This is a genomic window from Hydrogenophaga sp. PBL-H3 (assembly GCF_010104355.1).
Taxonomy (GTDB): domain Bacteria; phylum Pseudomonadota; class Gammaproteobacteria; order Burkholderiales; family Burkholderiaceae_C; genus Hydrogenophaga.
The window spans coordinates 288,558-306,858 of record NZ_CP044973.1; the positions used below are offsets into that span (position 1 = coordinate 288,558).

The following is an 18,301-nucleotide window of genomic DNA, read 5'->3' on the forward strand; positions in this document are numbered from 1 at the left end:
CCACAACCCCCAAGGAAACACCATGACTGAAATGCAGTCCAACAACGCAAGCGCGGACTCCAAGGCAATGTGCATGCCACAGGATCAGCAGAACCCCGACATCAAACTGATCGAGCACTGGTCCAGCCCCCTCTACAAAGGGGACATGCCGCCCGGCGACCGCTTCCTCATGTCGGTGGTCGACCGTCGCGACTCCAACGGGCAATTGTTCGTGGATGTGGGCGGAGAAGACGGCGACATCGACAACATCCTCACCGCGTCATTCGAGATCAGCAACCTGCCAGGAAGCCGAGATCACACCCAGGTTCTGCATCTGCACATCAGCGATGACGAACTGGGCATGACGATCTTCAAGCAAGGCGACCGATACATCCTGCGCCCCGAAACGGGCATGACTATTCGGCCCACGGTGCTGCCCAACGGCGAGCGAGCATTCATTCTGGGTGCTGAGCAGTGAGCTTCATTCAAGTCGGTTGCACCTGCAGCCGATCTTTCCCTCAAACGGAGCATTCCATGAAAACCACCGAGCAACTCATCACCGAAGCCAACGCTGCGATTGCCGAACTGCGCTCGCGCGGCGCGGTGCCCTTCAATCTCACGATCAGCGAGAACGTCGACATCGAGCTGCGAATCAGCAGTGAAGGTGACCGTGTGATCGTCGGCCGTGAAGGCTGGGCAGACGTCACCGTGAACTTTCACAAAGAAGGCCTCGCCCTCAATGTGAGCGCACATGACGAACCCGGCTCGCTCATCAGCACGCTCAATGTCAGCGGTGACCAGATGGTGAAAGCTGAGTGGGTGGCCATGGGTAAGGCGCCTCCTGCCGAGCAGGATGTCTTCACTGGCTTCCTGAAGCTTGGCGCGGAGCGTATCCAGATCGACTTCAGCGCCGACAAGGGCGCCAGCGATACCGAACTGGACGCGGCCGCGCTCGATGCCATCGCCCAACAGGCAGAACTCAACTATCTCCAGATCAGTTGAGCGAATCCAACTTCATGTCCCTCGTGGACCCCAAGGCCGCCCGAATCCGGGCGGCTTTTTTTTGCTCAGCGTCTGCGAGTCCTGCAGATCGATCTACTGACCGAAGAACACGCCCAGGCGCCGGCGGAGGGGAAGCGGGTCCGTAGGTGTGTGCACACCAGAATGCGCTGGCATCGACGGTTGCGTTTGCCTAGCACGCAGATCATTGCGCAACCCCGCGCTCACCAAGCGTTCGGCCGCCAGTAGCTTCTGAACGTTGGCCAACTCGTCTTTCAGAGCGCGTCGCCCCTGCGCTTGGTGAGCGATTTGATGCTCCCGGTCGAACTCCTCGTTTTCAACGCTCTCAACGAGTCGTTCCAGCAAAGTCGAGATCAATCCCACGTAAGGTTCAGCGAACCCAGTCACCAGGTTGGAGACGGCGTTGGGTGTCCCGGGAATTTCGGAGGTCTCGCTCCCCCGCGCAATCGTTCCCGCTGCCAAAGCACTCGACAGCGCTCTCTTGGGTGCATGGTGTGGGTGCTGGAACTCAGATTCAGACAGCACCTTGTGCACAGGCGTCAAGAAGTCAGTTGACCTGCACTTGATCCACTTTCCTTCCACGTGGATCCACAGCCGTCCGGCGCCCGCCTTGCTCGCGCCCATCACGAAGAGGGGAAGCCCGGGCTCAAAACTCGAAATGATCCAGAACCAGCCTTCGACGCCGGCCAAGGTCTGGCCTGTGCGAGATTGCAGATCAGCCAAATGCGCACCCCATTTCGTGCCCTTGGCCGGTGCCGGTGTGAACACAGGGCTCTGCGGAAGGAAGGAGGTGATCCAACCGTCCTCGTCGAAGCCCATAGTCAGCCCTGGCAGGAACGGGCCTTCCGCGCCGACGTACAGGCGGTCTTGCTCGTACAACAAGGCGTCGTGCAAGACCTCAAAAAACTCGACCTTCCATTCAAAAGCGGCGTCAAGAAATGCGTGATCCGCATGTGGAGCATCCGCCTCCGTCGCATTCGACAACCGCGTCCAGTATCGGACCGGGTTGGCAAAAACGTCCGCGGGGTCCATCTCCAAGAGCTCGACGCGCGCCTTGAAATGTGGATCTTCACGTTTGAGCTTTTCAACTCGTTTCTGTTGCTCGGCAAGGCGTCTCTGGCTGGCTTTTGACATGGCCGATTCCCTTCACGACATGGAGTTGCCAAGGTGAGAGGGGCCTGCGCCCAAGATCACCATCTGCAGGGACTCAGCCCAATAAAAGTAAAGGCGTAGGCAGTGACGGGGCTCGCGCGAATTCCCTCTACCGAGGTGCTGGTCAAGAAAACAGCGGCGGCGGTCCCACCTGAAAAAATAGTCCTCGGTTGCCCTTGATGGCTCTACAGAGCCACCGATGCTCAGACCCAGTTCCGTCGCATGCTCGATCAAGCGTTCACGAGGTTGGTTGTTCATGCGGACGTCTCGGTAGGTCACCGCAAGCAGTTCGAGAGCCTGATAGAAGAGGGTGGGGTTGTCGTACTGCGACTTTCTGCATTCCGACACCACCCTTGGCAACACGATGATCCTGTCAGCGTTCTCCGCGGCCCACTGGCCCACTTGGTCCAGTCTGGTGTATTCGGTCGCCATTGGTGCCAATTCCTGGCGTGACGAAGCATCGACAAGGCCAGCCTTCAGAATGCGCAGTTGGGCTGCCTGCCGCGCTGCCGTCTCGCGCAAGGTTTGGGCTTCGTCTGCGAGCGCTGCGCGCGCTGGAGCGTCTGTGGTTACCACGGGCACAGCTGCCTCGTTGGAAAGGGCTGCAACCAAAGCAATGAAGTCGGGTTGAACATGCGGCTGGACCTCTTCTCCCAACGTGAAGTGGGCCACCGCTTCGAGCCAATCAACGGGTTCGTTGCTGGCTCCTGCGCATTGCCGGGACCAACCGGTCCGAAAGCTTCCATCGGGCAGCTGAAGGAAGAATGCGTCCCAGTGTTCTTTCACTCGCAGATCAACGACCTCGACAGCGAATAGGCCATGAAGGGCATCGCTCGCCGTACGCACGACAACCCCGTCGCCATAGAAGGTGTTGAGACCCCGGGCGTCACTGCAGTCAAGGCTTTGGTGGCGCGATGACAGCGATGACAGCATCAGGTCTGCCGCATCGGACAACAGTGCTGAGTGATCTGCGCTGGAAGATGGGGAGGCGGCCAACTTGTAGCACGCCTGCGACCTTGTGAACGGCTCAGCCAATCTACTGCCATCTGTCATGAGCACCTCAGGGGAATTCGAGTCCACAAGCGGCCGGCGCTGACGCGCGCGCATGAGCCAGGGACAGTGGAAGGAGAACGTGTTGAAGTCATGCCGCCTGCCATTGTGGTTCGGATTTTGGGCCGACTGACACGTTTTTCAGATGGAACTACATGCGTTGACTTGAAGTGTTCAAGCGCTTTTCGCAGTGAAATTGGAGGATGCCCCTGTAGAACCCCATCGCGACGCCGTGTTCAACGCAACAGAACGCTCTCGCCCACAACGGACTGCTCAATGACTGTGTATGTCGACAACATGAGAGCGAGCTACGGACGCATGAAGATGTGGCACATGTTGGCTGACACCGACGAAGAACTTCATGCAATGGCCGACTTCATTGGGGTGCAGCGCAAGTGGTGGCAGTCACCAGAGCACACCAGTGGGAGCCACTACGACATCGCCCTGTCCAAACGTGCCTTGGCGGTTCTCTGTGGCGCGGTGGAAATCACCTGGCGGCAAGCCGGCGCGATGAACAGCAGACGCCGGGCGAGTGGAAGACTGGGGCCGCCAGAGGACGCTATTCAGTGGCTAGAGGAGTACAGGGCCGCACGCCGCGCAGCGCGTCATGCGCAGCCGGCACGCCAAAGCGTCGACGGGACGTGCAACTCTCGCGGCAGGGAAGATGCTGTATAAACGTCCAGCATGTACTGCGAAGTTACTTTACTGCGGCGATCAGGCCGCAAACTCAAGCGGCACGAGCTTGGCGCACCCCTGCGGGGAGACCTCACGTTCGATGAGATGCCGCAGCCAACCAAGGCTTTTCCCCGCGCGATGCGGGTGCTCAATCTGTACGAACCGTTCGGCATGAACAAGCGCACCGCTATGACTCTCATGGAACCCCAGTTCGCCGGTATCGAGGGTCAAGCGATCTGTTTCAAGGGGGTCGAGCTTGTTCCGCGTGAAGATGGAATTTATGAGCACGCGCAGGCGTGGTTGGTGACCCCAATCCTGGTCAAGGCATAAGCCTTGCGCACACATCCACGGATGCAAGTCAGGCAGCGTCAGGCGAACCCGGGCATGTAGCTGGCGCCAAAATGCCCCTGAACGCTCCAAGCAGCACGCAGCGGCTCAGTGAGCCTCCGTAGGCCCGGGTTTCGGCCACTCGATCGCGTCCCCGTTCAGCCGGGTTGCACGATGCACAACTCGATGGGAAGCACCGGCTCTTTGAGATGCTTGAAAAGGCTGGTCAGCTGGCCATGGGTGAGCTTGTCGCGATTCTTCACTTCGACGAAGCGAAGTTGCCCTGTTTTCGGGTCAAAGACCATCAGATCGAAGTTGTGGCAGGGCACATCGAAGACCTCCAGACCGTTGAAAGCATTCGTGAAGCCGCCTTGCTCCAGAACCACGTTGGCAAATTCAGCGAAGTAGGGAGAGCTGCCGTACTTGTCCTGGCCCCTTGCAACGTAGTGCTGCTGGGTCATCGCAATAAAGGGCGCCAAAAGAGCACCTGTCCGCTCGGTCAGGGCTGAACAAAGCACCCTGTACTGCTCTGCCAAATCGTCTTTGGAGACAGCCAGGTCAAACAGTGGGGCCGGCTCGATGATGCTTTCAAAATAGGACTGGCGAGAAGGGGGTGCCGGAGGTAGGGCAGCGCCGGCGAGGTCGAAGTAGAGGTGGCCTGAGAGGAATGGCTCGAAATTCAGAACATCAACTCGCTCAAGTCGCAGATCATCCGCAAGATTCCACGTGTGCTTGGAGCTACGGCCTGCGGTTTCGATGTTCCTGTTGTAGCGGTAGCACTGTGAGAGACCGGAGCAGAAGTAGAGGCTCACAGCATCTCGAATGAAGTTGAAAGCGGTCCCTTCGTTCCAAGAGGCAACACAACCCTGGTCTTCGTAGAAGCGTTTCGCCACCAACTCTACCCTCGAGAAGACCGTGTTTAGGTACCTGAAAGCGCGAGGCGGCTCGACTGTGACGCCACTCACCTCGACGACAGGAAGTCCGTTTGCCTCAAATGCTTCTTTCGGCGTTTTGTACTGCTTTGCTAGGTCTATCGGCCGCTCCGGGGCCGTAGCGCCGGGCTCATCTCCTGCTGCATGCTCAAGGGTCATGTTGTCCTCCTGTGCAGGGGATTCTAGGAGGGCACGATCTGGATCGGCACTGGCTCCATGGCGGAACCCGTTTTTGCAGTGAGGACAGCCGCTCTTGCGACCTATTCGAGGAGGCTTGAAGCAGGGTTGCTAGCGAGTGCACCGCGGCGCTGGTAGCCGATCACAACCGCGACGGACTGGTGGCCCGTCATCGCCATCGTGTCGGAGATGGACACGTTCTGTGCTGCAGCCTCAGTGACAAATCCTGAGCGCAGGGAGTGCGCGGAAAAATCCCCCTCCACACCGGCCTGCAGGCACCGCGCCTGCACGATGTCACGCACCGCAGCGGCCGACAGCGCACCGCCCACGTGGCCACCCTTGAGCACCCGGCGAAAAATGGTCCCGTCCTTCACGCCGCTGGTCAGCAGCCAGTCATCCAGCGCTGCGCCGGCGGCGCCGAGCACCGGCTTGTGGTTCTCGGGCCGATCAAAGCCGCTCTGGTTGGACTTGGAGAACGCCATCTCGTAGCTGAATTCCCCGGGGCCCAGCCGCTTGAGGAACTTCATGTCTGCTGCCGCGACCTCTGAACGCCGGCGCCCGCCACTGGCCCATGCGAACAGCAACAGCGCACGGTCGCGCTTGCCTTTGATCGAGTCGTCGCAGGTGGCCAGCACCAGCTGCAGGGGGTCTTTGGTCAGCGCGTCTTTCTTTTTCGGCAGCGCACCGCGTTTCGCGTAGGCCTTGCGTGTGCTGGAGAGCAGATCGCGCACCTTGGGGTCTTGGCATGGGTTCTTCACCTCGCGCACCTGGTGGGCCTTGGAGAGCACGGCCAGGCGGTGCACAATCGTGTTGAAAGAAAGCGGACCAAGCTTGCCCTTGTAGCCGGCGTCGACCAGGACAGCATCGATCTCTGCAGGCAATTCGTGCATCAAACCCTGGGGTGTTGTTCGCTGGACATGGTCCACGATGAACTGCAGAACGCACGAGCTGGGCAAGGGCAAGGAGATCTGAATGCCGTATCGGATGCCGTACCACGCAGCCCAGTACTTGAGCGCGCTGAGGTAGGACTGCTGTGTGTTCTGCGATTCACCTTCGCGCATCAAATCGGCCACGGCCTGCGCGGTGACATCGGTGAGCTCGTGCGGCTGGAGTGAGGGCGTTTTCTGGAGCGTCGGCAGGCGCATGGTGGGGCCTCTGTTGCGGTTGGTCTGGGCGACCACTCCTCCGGGCTGGTGGCGCTATAGGTCTCGATAAGCATCTCTTATCGAGGCTAATATATCGCATGAAGGAGGGGGGCTAGAAATGGTTTTTTTCTGCCCAGATTGATTGCAGATTCGGCCAGCTTCGAACTTGAAAAACTCGCAGCTGCAGGCAGACTTATGCCTCCACCTGCACAACGCCACAACATGCATGAACTCGTCGCGCGCCCATTGAGCGCCAATGCATCTACCGTACACCCTGATGTCGGCCTGCACAAGAATCTGGAGAACGCCTTGAAGGCTCTCACGGCAGGCGAATCGATGCAGCCGAATGAAGCGTTTTCTCCCGAGGTCAATGCACGCCTGCTGGTGGCCCATGACAACGCTTCGCGGGCCGCTGCAAGTGCGCCCCCAGAAGTTCGCCCGAACGTTCACCGCCTGTTGGCAACGTCAGTGCGCGCACCCACCGCCGCCAAGCGTGTGATGTGGCTCCACCGCGCTGCAGACACGCTGGCCACCGCCTACAGCGGCGTTTCGGCATGCCGTGCGGGGTGCAATCACTGCTGCTTCATCCCTGTGAAGGTGAGCGCCACCGAGGCCCGCGTGCTCGGTCGTGCAGTTGGTCGTTTGCCCGCGCCCGTAGAGACTCACCGCCCTGTGCACCCCGAGGGGTACGAATCGCCGTGCCCATTCCTCCAGGATGGGTCATGCACCGCATACGAGCATCGCCCGGCAGTATGCAGGACGCACATCAATCTTGACGTGGACGATTTGCTGTGCCGTCTCGTGCCCGGTCAGGCCGTGCCGGTGCCTTACCTGGACACGCGCTTGTTCGCTCTAGCCAGCATCCAGATCGAACCAGAAGATGGCGCTTGGGCGGATCTGAGGCAGTGGTTCCCTACCAAGGCCTGATCGACGCCTCTACTCGTTGCCAGCGATGGGTGAAGTGGGTGGGGGAACTACCGACGCTTCTTCAAGCGGTCGGGGACGAACGACCTCGTAGGGCCCTCCGCATTTGCTGCACAACAGTGGGTTGTCCCGATAGCGCATGTCTGCGCTTCCATCAGTGCGTCTGTGCTGATGCCTGGGCACCGTTGACTTGCCGCAATGAACACACAGCGGGCGTCGGGCTTCCCGATCGGCAGCAACCCGTTCACGGCGCCTTTGTTCAATTTCAGCGTCCCCCCGTTTTTTCGTTTCGAGTTCTGCGCACGCTTGAGCTTGGCGTCGCCTGTCCACCCGGTGCTTGAAAGCGAACAGGAGGGCCACAGATCCGCCGGCGACAAGCACTACTCCAACGATGTTCCAAAATTCACGCGGAATTCCGTGAAGGAAAAACGCCCAAAGCAGCAAGAAAAAGATCGCTGTATCGAGTGCGTAGATCAGAACCTTTTTCATGGATGCAGGCACCGAGCGGACGGACTCTGGTGCTCGGGAAGTGGCGACCTCGTGAACTCTACAGGAGGGAAAGCCTCCCTACGCGGTCACGCTACCTGCAGCAAAACGCGCAAAACGCTGTTTGCATAGGCGTTGTGGGTGGCGCGGGTCACTGGGTTGAAAGGGAGGCGTCCGTCCCAACCCGGAAGCGATTCGATGTATTGCCGAAGCGCTTTGTACTCGGGACGCCACTGTCCACCAGGGCCCTCCGCATCCGCCGTGCACTCTCGGTAAATCTGCTCCATGCCCCCGCCAATCGCGCGCACCAGAACTCCAAGGGTCAGCGGCTTCTTCAACTGGTCGCGCCGGTAGCAAAGAACATCGACCACAGCTTGAAGGGCCTGTAGCCCGCTCTCCGCATCTGGGTCCTCACGGCCAGTGGCGATTGCGGTCTGGCGCTGCTGCAGCTTGACCTCATCCACCAAGGCAGGGGCTGGAGCCTTGTCGCGCAGAAGCGCAAGCAATGGATTTCCCTCAACACGCTGACTTTGCTCGCGCATCGTCTGCCGGTGCCGGCTGCACATCAGTTGAACCGATCTCAACATGGCGACCAGGTCGACAAACCTCCTCGTGGCCCAAAGGGTGGGCAGATCGCCGCCACCTTTTGCCGGTAGTAGCTTATCAATGCGGGTGAACTGTTCCTGGATGCCTGCAGCTGCGAAGTCCTGAGCGGTGAGTTTTCGGTGCTGGAACGAAGCAGCGCCACCCAGGTTCCTGAAGAGTGCGGGCAGACAAGCACTCACTTCCCGGCCGAGTTCAACGAGATCACCGCCCTCCTCTTCAGTCGCAGGCAGCGCCGCCCAAGCAGCGCGTATGTCAACCAGCACATCCTGCGTAACGCGAGCGACACCGACAAGGCTGTCACGCTGGTCCTTGCTCGCTTTGCCCTCATCTTTCGCAGACGCGTAAGCAATAGCAAAGCCTGCGGCCGTGAAAAACAGCACGAGAATCAAAAGCAGGAGAACGCCTTGAGAAGTGGGTTGCATTGGACGTTTTGCCGAGTCGTGGACCAACCTTTGACTCTAGCGCCGCGGCCACGTGACTCAACCGCGCCAAACGACACAAACGGTTGCGTTGACGGGGTACAGGAGATGTACGCCCCATCCGAGAATAGGGGTTCCCTGACAAAGTTGAATGCCATGAAGCTGAATGTTTACGACTTGGGTTACGAGCCCACTGACCTGCACGTCACGATTTCCGACCTGATGGTGGCCACCGCCGACCATTCAGACGACTCACTTGACTCAGCGATTTCTGATGTGCTGAAAACGCTGCGCGATCGCATGGGCATGGACGTTGTCTTTTGCTCTGAATTCGTCGACGGCTGCCGCGTCTTCCGCCAGGTAGAAACAACCGGCATCCGGCCCACGATCGCAGTGGGCGGCTCGGACCTGTTGGAGGAGAGTTGGTGCCAGCGCGTGGTGGACGGCCGCTTGCCGCGCTTCATTGCCGACGCACGTCAAGACCCCACCGCTTGCGCACTGCTTGACCAACTGCCTTTCTCCATCGGGACGCACATCAGCACCCCTATCGTGTTGAAGAACGGTGAGATATACGGAACCCTGTGCTGCTTCTCGTTCAGCCCGCAGGACAATCCGAATCCCGATGACCTAAAGACGCTGGAGATGACAGCTAAGCTCACGGCGATGCGCCTTGAGAGTCGGAACGTGAGGCCCGCCCCACACAGCATCCCCGCATGGGGCTTATCACCCAAATAACCCCGCCTGCGATTCCACCTGCCGACGGCTCGCCTGCTCTGGTTAAATCCAGAGCAACACAACGATGGAACGGGGAAGCAGGATGGCGCGAACGATCTACGACCGGCCGACGCGGGCATTGCTCAAAGACATGCTGGCGGAATGGGCGTTGAAACCCGGCGAGACGTTCGCAGCCCAGCGTGCCGTCGCTTGGTTTGCCGAGCATTACCCGAAGCTCAAGGCAGGCAGCATCCATGCGCACCTTGTGCAAGCCTCCACCAACGACAGAAGCCGACTCCACCACCCTTCGACCAGGACAACGGACGATCTGTTGTTCAAGGTCGGTTCGCGCGAGTATCGGCTGTACGAGCCTGCCTCTGATCCACCGCCTGTGCATCCGGCAGCCAAGGTCCAAGTCGCGGACGGCGCCGGTGGAACGATTTCAATCACCGAGGAAGATGACGACGCCGGGGTTGCAATCGACGCAGCTCTCGCTGGATCATCCCAGTTCGCGCTCGAGAAAGACCTGCAGCGCTATCTCGCGGACAACCTGCAGCTGATCGAGCCCGGCCTGGCGCTCTTCCAGGACGAAGAAATATCGGGCTTTGAATACCCTGCAGGCGGAGGGAGGCGGATCGATATCCTTGCGAAGGACAAGTCGGGCGGCTTTGTCGTGCTGGAGCTCAAGGTCGAAAAGGGTTATGACCGCGTGGTGGGCCAGCTGCTGCGCTACGTCAACTGGGTCCGCAAGGAACTCGCAGAGCCTGGCCAGCGCGTGCGCGGCATCATTGTCTGCCGCTCCATGTCTGAGGATCTCATTCTGGCCTGCGCGGGCATCCGGGACGTAGAACTCTTCGAATACCGGCTGCAGGTGAGCGTATCCAAGGTGCCGGCACTTGAGTTGCCCTGACACCACCAGGCTCAGTGTTGTGACACCCCCGGGCCCGAGAACACGCTGCCCGCTGTGCAGCCTCTATCATCGCTCGCCATGGACCAAAACAATGCGATAGAGAAGTTCATAGCAAGCTGGCAGGGGGCGACAGCAAGTGAGTTGTCAACAGCGCAGAGCTTCGTCATGGGCCTTTGTGAGTTACTGGGTGTGCCCAAGCCACACCCCTCCCCCGAGCAGGACTACATGTTCGAGCGCCCTGTGACGTTCCTGCATGGCGATGGCTCCAGCAGCGCGGGGCGCATCGACTGCTACCGGCGTGGCCACTTCGTGCTTGAGGCCAAGAAACTCAAAGCAGGAACACACACCAAAGGATTTGACGATGGTCTCCTGCGTGCCCGCAGCCAGGGTGAGGGGTATGCCCGCGCCTTGCCTGCCGCCGAAGGCAGGCCACCGTTCGTTCTGGTGGTCGACGTGGGGACCGTCATCGAGATCTATGCCGAGTTCAGTCGCAGCGGTGGATCTTATGTCCCGTTCCCAGATCCTCGCAGCCACCGTATCGCACTCGCTGACCTTGCCCGTCCAGAGATTCGGGAACGCCTGCTTCGCATCTGGACCGACCCCGACAGCCTCAACCCCGCGCGCGTTAGCGCCCAGGTCACACGCGAGGTATCACAGCACCTGGCTTCCCTGGCCCGATCCCTGGAAAAAGCGGGGCATCCCCCCCAACACGTGGCCGGGTACCTGACCCGATGCCTGTTCAGCATGTTCGCGGAAGACGTGGCGCTGCTGCCGCAAGGAGCATTCCTTGGCTTGCTTCAAACACACCGCAAGGACCCTTCAGGACTTCAGCAGATGTTGCGCATCCTGTGGTCGGACATGGACCATGGTGGTTTCTCCGCGACGCTCGTCAAACCTGTGCTCCGGTTCAACGGGAAACTTTTCAAGGACGCCAGCGCAGACGGCTACAGCCTGCACCTGACCACTGCTCAGATCGATCTGCTCATTCAAGCCGCGCAGTCCAACTGGCGAGAGGTCGAGCCAGCCATCTTCGGCACCCTTCTGGAACGCGCATTGGACCCTGCCGAGCGACACGCGCTCGGCGCCCACTACACACCACGCGCATACGTGGAGCGTCTGGTGTTGCCCACCGTGATGGAGCCATTGCGCGCCGAATGGGCGAACTCGCAGGCGGCCGCGCTGCTGCTGGCCCATGAAGCTGCCGAGTTGGAAGCCAATGCGCCCGTGGTGAAAACCAAAAAGGACTTTGTGGTCCTGGATCGGCACAGCGCTGCCGTGCGGGCCAAGTGGCGCGAGGCCCGACAGCAAGTGAAGGATTTTCACCACCGGCTCTGCACCGTGCGTGTTCTGGATCCTGCGTGTGGGAGCGCGAACTTTTTGTACGTCACGCTGGAGCATCTGAAGCGCCTGGAAGGTGAAGTGCTCAACCAGCTCGACGCCCTGGGGGAAACCCAGGACGCGCTGGACTTGGGCAAGGAGACAGTGAACCTGCAGCAGTTGCTGGGCATTGAACTCAACGAGCGTGCTGCTGCGCTAGCAGAGCTGGTTCTATGGATCGGCTATCTGCAGTGGCACATCCGGACCTTCGGCAATGCCAGCGTAGCTGAGCCTGTGGTGCACGACTATGGAAACATCGAGAACCGAGACGCGGTGCTTTCCTACGACACGAAGGAGCCGCTTGTCGATGCCAATGGCGTCGTCGTCACCCGATGGGATGGAGAAACTACCAAGCGGCACGCAGTCACCGGCGAGCTGGTACCGGACGAATCGGCACAAATCGCGCAGTGGCGCTACATCAATGCCCGCCCGGCAGCGTGGCCTGCCGCAGAATTCATCGTGGGCAATCCCCCATTCATTGGTGCGGGCGCGATGCGTGGAGCTTTGGGCGATGGTTACACAGAGGCCCTACGTGAGGCGTGGCCCCAGGTGCCTGAAAGCGCGGACTTTGTCATGCACTGGTGGCAACGTGCAGCCAGTCTAGTGGCCACAGGCAAAGCTCAACGATTTGGCTTGATAACCACAAACAGCCTGCGCCAGACTTTTAATCGACGTGTTGTTCAAAGTGCGCTGGATGGTGTTTCTCTGCTGTTTGCGATACCAGATCACCCGTGGGTGGACAGCACCAACGGGGCGGCCGTTCGCATAGCTATGACCGTGGGTACAGCTGGGAGCGGGGAAGGACGTTTGCTGACAGTGGCAGAAGAAATCAGCGGCGAAGATGGTGAGGTAGGTGTCCTCTTGACGGAGCAACTCGGACTTCTTCATGCTGACCTCCGTGTCGGTGCCAATGTGGCAGCGGCGGGCTCGTTGCGCAGCAATGTGAATCTGAGCAATCGAGGGGTTCAGTTGTTCGGGGCAGGATTCATCGTCACCCGAGAGGAAGCAACTGTGCTGGGTCTCGGCGTTGTTCCTGGGCTGGAGAAGCACATCAGGGAATATCGAAATGGCCGCGACCTTACGGCCAAGCCTCGCGATGTACTCGTCATCGACTTGTACGGGTTGGACGCGGACGATGTACGCAAACGCTTCCCCTTGGTCTACCAGAGGCTTAGCGACCGCGTGAAACCAACGCGTGATGCCAAGGCCGATACCAAGGACGGCGCCGGCTATGCCAAGCACTGGTGGCTACATGGAAAACCCAGACAGGAAATGCGTCGACAGCTCGCGGGGCTGCCACGCTACATCGCGACCGTCGAGACCGCAAAGCATCGCATCTTCCAGTTTCTGGATAGCAGTGTTCTGCCAGACAACAAACTGGTGGCGATAGCTCTCAGTGACGCATTCCATCTCGGAGTGCTCTCCAGCAGGATTCACGGTGCGTGGGCACTGGCTGCTGGTGGGTGGCTCGGGGTCGGAAATGACCCCGTCTATGTGAAGTCTCGCTGCTTCGAAGCATTTCCCTTTCCGGGCGATGACACCGGCGCGAGCCCCCCGCTGCAGCAGCGCATCCGCGACCTGGCCGAGCAGCTGGATGCTCACCGCAAAAGGCAGCAAGCTGCCCACCCTGATGCGATGCTCACCTCCACCTACAACGTACTGGAGAAACTTCGCAGCGGCGAGCCATTGAGCGCCAAAGAAAAGGTGTTGCACGAGCACGCACTGATCGGCGTTCTCAGCAGTCTGCATGAAGAGATCGATCACGCAGTACTGGCAGCCTATGGCTGGAGCGACCTGACCCTGCCCACAGACACCGACAAGCTGCTTCAGCGTTTAGTGGAGCTCAACTCCAAGAGAACCACGGAAGAGGCCTCAGGCACTGTCCGTTGGTTGCGACCGGACTTCCAAAGCGACACAAAAGCAGAAGCGCAGTCATCCATGGAGATGGATGAAGACACGGAAGGCGATGGCGCAGCGTCCAAAGGAGAACCCAACAGGCCGAGGGGCACTCTGGCCCAAGTTCCATGGCCTACCGGCTTGGCCGTCCAGATTAAAGCGGTAGCAGATGCTTTGGCCGATGCAGGTGGCGCGTTGGATCTGGATACCCTCGCCCAGCGTTTCAACGGCCGGGGCCGCTGGCGGGAGCGTCTTCCCACCATCCTCGATGCCCTGGTTGCACTCGGGCGCGCCCTGCCGCACGATAACGGCGGATGGGTGGACTCAGGCCGGTAGGCCTCCCTTGTGTTTCAGTGGTGGTGAGGTTGGCTGGCCAGCGGTATGCTGCCGGTGTGTGCAATCTCTACGGATCAACCCGCGAAGACGCCATCCAGAAATACTGGCGTCCGAGGAACAGTGTCGCCTGGCCAGGGGGCTTTGTAGGCCCTCGCAAACCAGGGGCCTTCCTCAGGCGAGCCAACGACGATCCCAGCTACTCACGCGAACTGGTGATCGGGCGCTGGGGCCTCATCCCTTGGTTCTCCAAAACCGCAGACATCAAGTACGCCACCAACAACGCAAGGTCCGAGGAACTCGCACAGAAAGCCAGTTTTAAGCTGCCCTGGGCGCGCGGGCAGCGCTGCATCATCCCTGCCGACTGGTTCGATGAGCCCAATTGGGAAAGCGGCAAGAACGAATGGTGGCGCTTCAGGCGTGCGGATGGTGACCCTTGGGGACTTGCAGGTATTTGGGCCACGTGGACCGATAAAGCATCTGGTGAGATACATGAGAGCTACACCATGCTCACGGCCAACGCAGACGCCCACCCATTGATGCGGCGGATGCACAAGCCAGACCCCAAGCTAGGACCGGATGATCAGGACAAGCGCAGCGTCATCTCCATCGAGCAGGCTGACGTGGATCAGTGGCTGGCAGGCACGGTGAGTGAAGCGCTGAAACTTCTCAAGGTGCCGCCAGTTGAGATAATCGCAGCTGGACCTTCCTCGCGATAGGCGCGCATCGTCAGGCTCTGAAGTGCGGTCGAGACCCATCAACTGAACACATGCGAAGCTCGACGGCGACCAGGTCGATGCACTCGCGGGAACGTCACAGTTTCAGATAGGCCTCCCGCAAAATTGAAGCCACCTCCGCTACAGCGTAGACATCATTCAGGCCAAGGGACTGGTACCAGTCTGGGAGAGATACCCCATTTTCCCGGCCCTCCCAGGCCTTTCGAATTACCTCCTCTCGATCGACGTACCGGCACCGTAGATGCTTGGTGATGTGCGAGGCCTGCTCAATATCGTGGGGATGTCCTTGGGCTGGCTGCCAGTCTCCATGCGACGCGCGAAGGATTGCTCGCTTCAATTCGTCGCGTCGCTCTCGTTCGAACTCCGCTCTTGACCGCTCCCGCGCAAGTGCCTCTTCGACAGCTGCTCGCGCCCTCTCCTCCTCCATGCTCTTCTTATCGATCTCACGCTTTCTTTTCAGCGCATAACCTTCCGTGCCCACAACGTTCCCGAGAAGATCGCCCATCTCGGGAAACATGGCGGCGATGACGGCGTCATAGATCGCCGGCCGCGCGAACTTCAGCTCACCACTTTCTACGCTGGTCCAGACCTGTGACCTGAGTTCGGCGATGGTCCCTTTTTGTTCGTCGGTCATTGGCGGCTGATAGACACGAGCTGCGATGAGCAAATGTGTGATGTACCTACCCAGCGCACCCGCACTGCGCGCGCGCATGAGCAGGCTAAAAGTCGACCCATGCTTTTGGACCTGTCCCTCCGCCCGAATCTGCTCGATCATCCACACCAGTCCTCCGTGATCAAAAATCAAATCACTTGAGCTCGAAGCTGGGAGGCGTCGCAGAAGCACCTCAATCACTTCCGGCGGATGAAACGACTGATGTTGATGCGTCACCTGGGGATGGCGATACCAAGACGCGCGCAGAGCGGCAAGCAAGAACCGATGAGCCTCTGCGCCATCGACTCGCTCGATGGCTGCTATCCGCGTCGTCCGTTTCGTTTCCTTTTCGTTCGCCTCGCGAACGTGCCTGGAAAGTCGCTCGTTTGCTTCTTTGCTTGCGAGAAGGATCCGGGGGTGGTGGAGCCATCGAACAACGCCATCATGCAGAAGAAGGCTTGGCAACTCTGCCCGTGTCACGGTCCCGCTCCTTGAGAACCGAGAGGAATCAATCTCCAAGCAAGCGACGCCACGATCAACAATTTTTTGCAGCTTGGCGGAATCCACTCTATGTGTGACTGCCACCTCAATCAACAGGCACTCAATGCTCAACTCACCGACAGGATCGACTGCGCGACAAACAACATCCGGGACAATGTCCCCCATTGCTGCTTCAAGTCGTACGCCTTGCAACTGCAGCGTCCGGGCGGGAAATTCGTATCCATCGGAGTGGGCTTTTCCCGATCCGTCCCGGGCTGAGAAGTTTTCTTCAACTGCGGGCACGTAAATCTGTCCGCTTGCTGCCAGTGCCTCCTTGAGTGCCCAGTGAAGAACGCTCTCAGAGCGTTGCATTGTGGTCATCCCCTCCGGCATGCTGAGGTCTGCAGGCCATGTGTCCAGGGCGTTGTCGGCGGCGTCACGTGCATTCTGGAGCGCTTGCGCTGCAAGTGACTCATCATCCCAGTGTCGAACCCACCGAAGCCATGACCCGTCCAGTTGAACCTTGGCCAAGATCTGCTCCGGCGACCAGTTAGCGACATCTGGGTCGTCGACATCAACAGTGAGAACGCCATCCATCTCCATGTCCTGATCGACTCTTGTAGAACTTGAGAGTCGCAGACAAATCACCTTGCCGTCGGCAAGGGTCAAGCTCGCAGAGTGCGCGTCAATCCATTGTTTGCCAATGACCGCAGCGGTAAAAGATTGGCCTCCCGCGTATTGCTTGTACGCGGTACCTGAAATGCCTTGAACGAAGCCCACCGCGCGTGGCGCGGGAAGTGCAATTTCATCCCGGTCAAACAGCAGGTGAAGCGTGGCCAATCTCGCGACAGACTGTTTACAACCTTCCCCCTGGGGGGTGTGGTGGTGCCGAAAGAAGGGGCGTGTGACCCCCTGTTTAAGGTAGTGGGCTGCGGCGTGCCCAACATTCACCGCCTGGACAACTGACCCACATCCAGGACAAAGGCAATTGCAAGCCAACCCTGTTTCACCTCTTCCGAGCATGACAACATGGACCGGCATCAGACTGTCCGCGCGGACAGCCCAGGCCATCACCTGTGCCGACGATGGAGAGTTTTCACAGTGCATGCGCAAAGGGTGCTTTATCTCGACATCGTGGCTGCCGCCAGGGATCGAGACACGGCTACATCAAGAAAGCCACCCCTTTCGCGGTGTACATTGCTGCGGTCACAACAACAGGCGGTGTAGACGGCTTTTCTGAAGCCGGTGCGGCAATGCATGGTGTTTGTGATCGTTATGTCTCGACAGAAACTACGCAAAGGGAACCAGAAGTGAGCTATCAAGCTGAAAAATTCGCTACGGCGCGGCGCGCGCTGATGTTGCCACACACCCGCGGGGAGCATGAGGCCATTGCCAATGCTTTTCACGAATGCAGCCTTGGTTTGCACAATATCGACAGCGCTCAGTTTGATGACAATGCTCGTGCCTGGATTCAGGCGCTTGAGCGTTTCATGGATACGTCCGGTTATTCCGATTCAAGTGGTCAGGGCCTCTGGTCCATCAAAGCACAGGGCTTTACGGTTGACGACAAGCTCGAAATCTCGCGGATCATTGACGAATTGGCCGACTGGTTCGCAAGTCGCTCCTGAAGGTTTCGTTGATCATCCTCGGGAGAAGCGTAGCCTCTTCTCCCGAGCATGCTTCAATAGACGACAGAGGTTCGTAGGCATCCGTTCGAGACGTCTGCTTCAACCTAGTCAGGGGGCGATAGCGGATTGTCCTAAACGAACTCAAGCACACCGTTGAAAGGTGAAAGTCAAACCTCCAGAGTGCAGGAGCTGCGGATGGCAATCCAGTTGCCATAAGGTTGGAGCGACTGGGGGCTCCGGTACATCACGTTCAACGGCGCGCGGTCGAAGGCAGGCCAGTCAAGTGCAGGGTCCAGCACCATCACCCCGTAAATACTTGTGCGTTCCGCGACCATCCAGTGCCAACCGGGTTTTGTCGACGGCACTTTGATGATTCCGACGCCGTCGAACGAGTCCCAGCCCTTCCAGCGCTGCATGGCGCAGCGCAGGCCCAGTTCGGCACCAATGGCCATCAACTGCCAGAAATTCGATGCGAATGGGCGGTGGCCGATCTGCTTCGCGCCCATGCCTCCCCGCACAAAAAGCGCACGAACTTCGCTGTAGGGCGCGCCGCTGACCATGGCGAGGCATGCGACTCCACACCCATAGGCGTCCTCCTGCAGCACCCACCTTGTTCGGCATCCAGAGGTGAAATGAAGTCCCTCCCCTTCTGCGAGTGTTCCCATTGCGCACGTGGAGCCGA

General features: G+C 59.4%; 17 protein-coding genes. 10 read left to right on the forward strand and 7 right to left on the reverse strand.

All coding sequences use genetic code 11. From position 1 onward, the window contains the following. Positions 1 to 22 precede the first annotated feature (22 nt). Together F9Z44_RS22045 and F9Z44_RS22050 are read left to right on the forward strand one after the other, a co-directional pair. Positions 23 to 457 (forward strand): hypothetical protein, encoded by a 435-nt coding sequence (locus F9Z44_RS22045; protein WP_159609056.1) that lies wholly within the window; start codon positions 23 to 25, stop codon positions 455 to 457. Positions 458 to 513: 56 nt separating this feature from the next. Continuing rightward, complete coding sequence (locus F9Z44_RS22050) at positions 514 to 981, forward strand: hypothetical protein (RefSeq protein ID WP_159609057.1); 468 nt, start codon at positions 514 to 516, stop codon at positions 979 to 981. Between the two features lie 93 nt (positions 982 to 1,074). Here the strand turns inward: F9Z44_RS22050 and F9Z44_RS22055 are convergent, their stop codons facing one another. Both F9Z44_RS22055 and F9Z44_RS22060 read right to left on the reverse strand, forming a co-directional pair. Beyond that, on the reverse strand, positions 1,075 to 2,133 hold the full coding sequence (locus F9Z44_RS22055; protein WP_159609058.1) for a hypothetical protein: 1,059 nt from the start codon (positions 2,131 to 2,133) through the stop codon (positions 1,075 to 1,077). Between the two features lie 12 nt (positions 2,134 to 2,145). Continuing rightward, positions 2,146 to 3,084 carry a hypothetical protein gene (locus tag F9Z44_RS22060; RefSeq protein WP_159609059.1) on the reverse strand — a complete coding sequence of 313 codons (939 nt, stop codon included), beginning with the start codon at positions 3,082 to 3,084 and terminating at the stop codon, positions 2,146 to 2,148. A gap of 393 nt (positions 3,085 to 3,477) precedes the next feature. Here F9Z44_RS22060 and F9Z44_RS22065 point away from each other — a divergent pair, with 393 nt between their 5' ends. After that, positions 3,478 to 3,876: a DUF4031 domain-containing protein gene (locus tag F9Z44_RS22065; protein WP_159609060.1), complete on the forward strand. Its 399-nt coding sequence runs from the start codon at positions 3,478 to 3,480 to the stop codon at positions 3,874 to 3,876. Between the two features lie 9 nt (positions 3,877 to 3,885). Then, entirely contained in the window at positions 3,886 to 4,206 is a 321-nt protein-coding gene (locus F9Z44_RS22070; protein WP_159609061.1) for a hypothetical protein, read from the forward strand. A 155-nt stretch (positions 4,207 to 4,361) separates the two neighbouring features. On the opposite strand, the gene F9Z44_RS22075 is transcribed toward F9Z44_RS22070, so the two are convergent. Next, positions 4,362 to 5,294: a hypothetical protein gene (locus F9Z44_RS22075; protein WP_159609062.1), complete on the reverse strand. Its 933-nt coding sequence runs from the start codon at positions 5,292 to 5,294 to the stop codon at positions 4,362 to 4,364. A 101-nt stretch (positions 5,295 to 5,395) separates the two neighbouring features. Next, a complete protein-coding gene (locus F9Z44_RS22080; RefSeq protein ID WP_159609063.1) occupies positions 5,396 to 6,457 on the reverse strand; it encodes a site-specific integrase in 1,062 nt (353 codons plus the stop codon). Positions 6,458 to 6,679: 222 nt separating this feature from the next. Here F9Z44_RS22080 and F9Z44_RS23075 point away from each other — a divergent pair, with 222 nt between their 5' ends. Next, positions 6,680 to 7,384 (forward strand): YkgJ family cysteine cluster protein, encoded by a 705-nt coding sequence (locus F9Z44_RS23075; RefSeq protein ID WP_236574427.1) that lies wholly within the window; start codon positions 6,680 to 6,682, stop codon positions 7,382 to 7,384. A 572-nt stretch (positions 7,385 to 7,956) separates the two neighbouring features. On the opposite strand, the gene F9Z44_RS22090 is transcribed toward F9Z44_RS23075, so the two are convergent. After that, positions 7,957 to 8,895, reverse strand: coding sequence for a hypothetical protein (locus tag F9Z44_RS22090; RefSeq protein ID WP_159609064.1), 939 nt, complete (start codon positions 8,893 to 8,895; stop codon positions 7,957 to 7,959). Positions 8,896 to 9,048: 153 nt separating this feature from the next. Here F9Z44_RS22090 and F9Z44_RS22095 point away from each other — a divergent pair, with 153 nt between their 5' ends. The 4 genes from F9Z44_RS22095 (at position 9,049) to F9Z44_RS22110 (ending at position 14,841) form a co-directional block, all read left to right on the forward strand. Then, positions 9,049 to 9,627, forward strand: a complete 579-nt coding sequence (locus F9Z44_RS22095; RefSeq protein WP_159609065.1) for a GAF domain-containing protein — start codon at positions 9,049 to 9,051, stop codon at positions 9,625 to 9,627. Positions 9,628 to 9,709: 82 nt separating this feature from the next. Further along, positions 9,710 to 10,516, forward strand: coding sequence for an endonuclease NucS domain-containing protein (locus tag F9Z44_RS22100; protein ID WP_159609066.1), 807 nt, complete (start codon positions 9,710 to 9,712; stop codon positions 10,514 to 10,516). Positions 10,517 to 10,594: 78 nt separating this feature from the next. Continuing rightward, complete coding sequence (locus tag F9Z44_RS22105; protein WP_159609067.1) at positions 10,595 to 14,125, forward strand: class I SAM-dependent DNA methyltransferase; 3,531 nt, start codon at positions 10,595 to 10,597, stop codon at positions 14,123 to 14,125. A 56-nt stretch (positions 14,126 to 14,181) separates the two neighbouring features. Then, the gene (locus F9Z44_RS22110; protein WP_236574428.1) at positions 14,182 to 14,841 is read left to right on the forward strand and encodes an SOS response-associated peptidase; all 660 of its coding nucleotides are present in this window, start codon (positions 14,182 to 14,184) and stop codon (positions 14,839 to 14,841) included. Between the two features lie 94 nt (positions 14,842 to 14,935). On the opposite strand, the gene F9Z44_RS22115 is transcribed toward F9Z44_RS22110, so the two are convergent. Then, complete coding sequence (locus F9Z44_RS22115) at positions 14,936 to 16,831, reverse strand: hypothetical protein (protein ID WP_159609069.1); 1,896 nt, start codon at positions 16,829 to 16,831, stop codon at positions 14,936 to 14,938. Positions 16,832 to 17,076: 245 nt separating this feature from the next. Here F9Z44_RS22115 and F9Z44_RS22120 point away from each other — a divergent pair, with 245 nt between their 5' ends. Beyond that, on the forward strand, positions 17,077 to 17,619 hold the full coding sequence (locus tag F9Z44_RS22120; RefSeq protein ID WP_159609070.1) for a hypothetical protein: 543 nt from the start codon (positions 17,077 to 17,079) through the stop codon (positions 17,617 to 17,619). Between the two features lie 167 nt (positions 17,620 to 17,786). Here the strand turns inward: F9Z44_RS22120 and F9Z44_RS22125 are convergent, their stop codons facing one another. Next, positions 17,787 to 18,179: a hypothetical protein gene (locus tag F9Z44_RS22125; protein WP_159609071.1), complete on the reverse strand. Its 393-nt coding sequence runs from the start codon at positions 18,177 to 18,179 to the stop codon at positions 17,787 to 17,789. Between the last annotated feature and the right edge of the window lie 122 nt (positions 18,180 to 18,301).

Bases quoted from the DNA above. Each gene is read 5' to 3' on its own strand.
- F9Z44_RS22090 (WP_159609064.1), bottom strand. From the start codon at position 8,895: ATGCAACCCACTTCTCAAGGCGTTCTCCTGCTTTTGATTCTCGTGCTG.
- F9Z44_RS22060 (WP_159609059.1), bottom strand. From the start codon at position 3,084: ATGCTGTCATCGCTGTCATCGCGCCACCAAAGCCTTGACTGCAGTGAC.
- F9Z44_RS22100 (WP_159609066.1), top strand. From the start codon at position 9,710: ATGGCGCGAACGATCTACGACCGGCCGACGCGGGCATTGCTCAAAGAC.
- F9Z44_RS22070 (WP_159609061.1), top strand. From the start codon at position 3,886: ATGTACTGCGAAGTTACTTTACTGCGGCGATCAGGCCGCAAACTCAAG.
- F9Z44_RS22105 (WP_159609067.1), top strand. From the start codon at position 10,595: ATGGACCAAAACAATGCGATAGAGAAGTTCATAGCAAGCTGGCAGGGG.
- F9Z44_RS22095 (WP_159609065.1), top strand. From the start codon at position 9,049: ATGAAGCTGAATGTTTACGACTTGGGTTACGAGCCCACTGACCTGCAC.
- F9Z44_RS22045 (WP_159609056.1), top strand. From the start codon at position 23: ATGACTGAAATGCAGTCCAACAACGCAAGCGCGGACTCCAAGGCAATG.
- F9Z44_RS22055 (WP_159609058.1), bottom strand. From the start codon at position 2,133: ATGTCAAAAGCCAGCCAGAGACGCCTTGCCGAGCAACAGAAACGAGTT.
- F9Z44_RS22120 (WP_159609070.1), top strand. From the start codon at position 17,077: ATGGAGAGTTTTCACAGTGCATGCGCAAAGGGTGCTTTATCTCGACAT.
- F9Z44_RS22125 (WP_159609071.1), bottom strand. From the start codon at position 18,179: ATGGTCAGCGGCGCGCCCTACAGCGAAGTTCGTGCGCTTTTTGTGCGG.
- F9Z44_RS22080 (WP_159609063.1), bottom strand. From the start codon at position 6,457: ATGCGCCTGCCGACGCTCCAGAAAACGCCCTCACTCCAGCCGCACGAG.
- F9Z44_RS23075 (WP_236574427.1), top strand. From the start codon at position 6,680: ATGCATGAACTCGTCGCGCGCCCATTGAGCGCCAATGCATCTACCGTA.
- F9Z44_RS22065 (WP_159609060.1), top strand. From the start codon at position 3,478: ATGACTGTGTATGTCGACAACATGAGAGCGAGCTACGGACGCATGAAG.
- F9Z44_RS22050 (WP_159609057.1), top strand. From the start codon at position 514: ATGAAAACCACCGAGCAACTCATCACCGAAGCCAACGCTGCGATTGCC.
- F9Z44_RS22075 (WP_159609062.1), bottom strand. From the start codon at position 5,294: ATGACCCTTGAGCATGCAGCAGGAGATGAGCCCGGCGCTACGGCCCCG.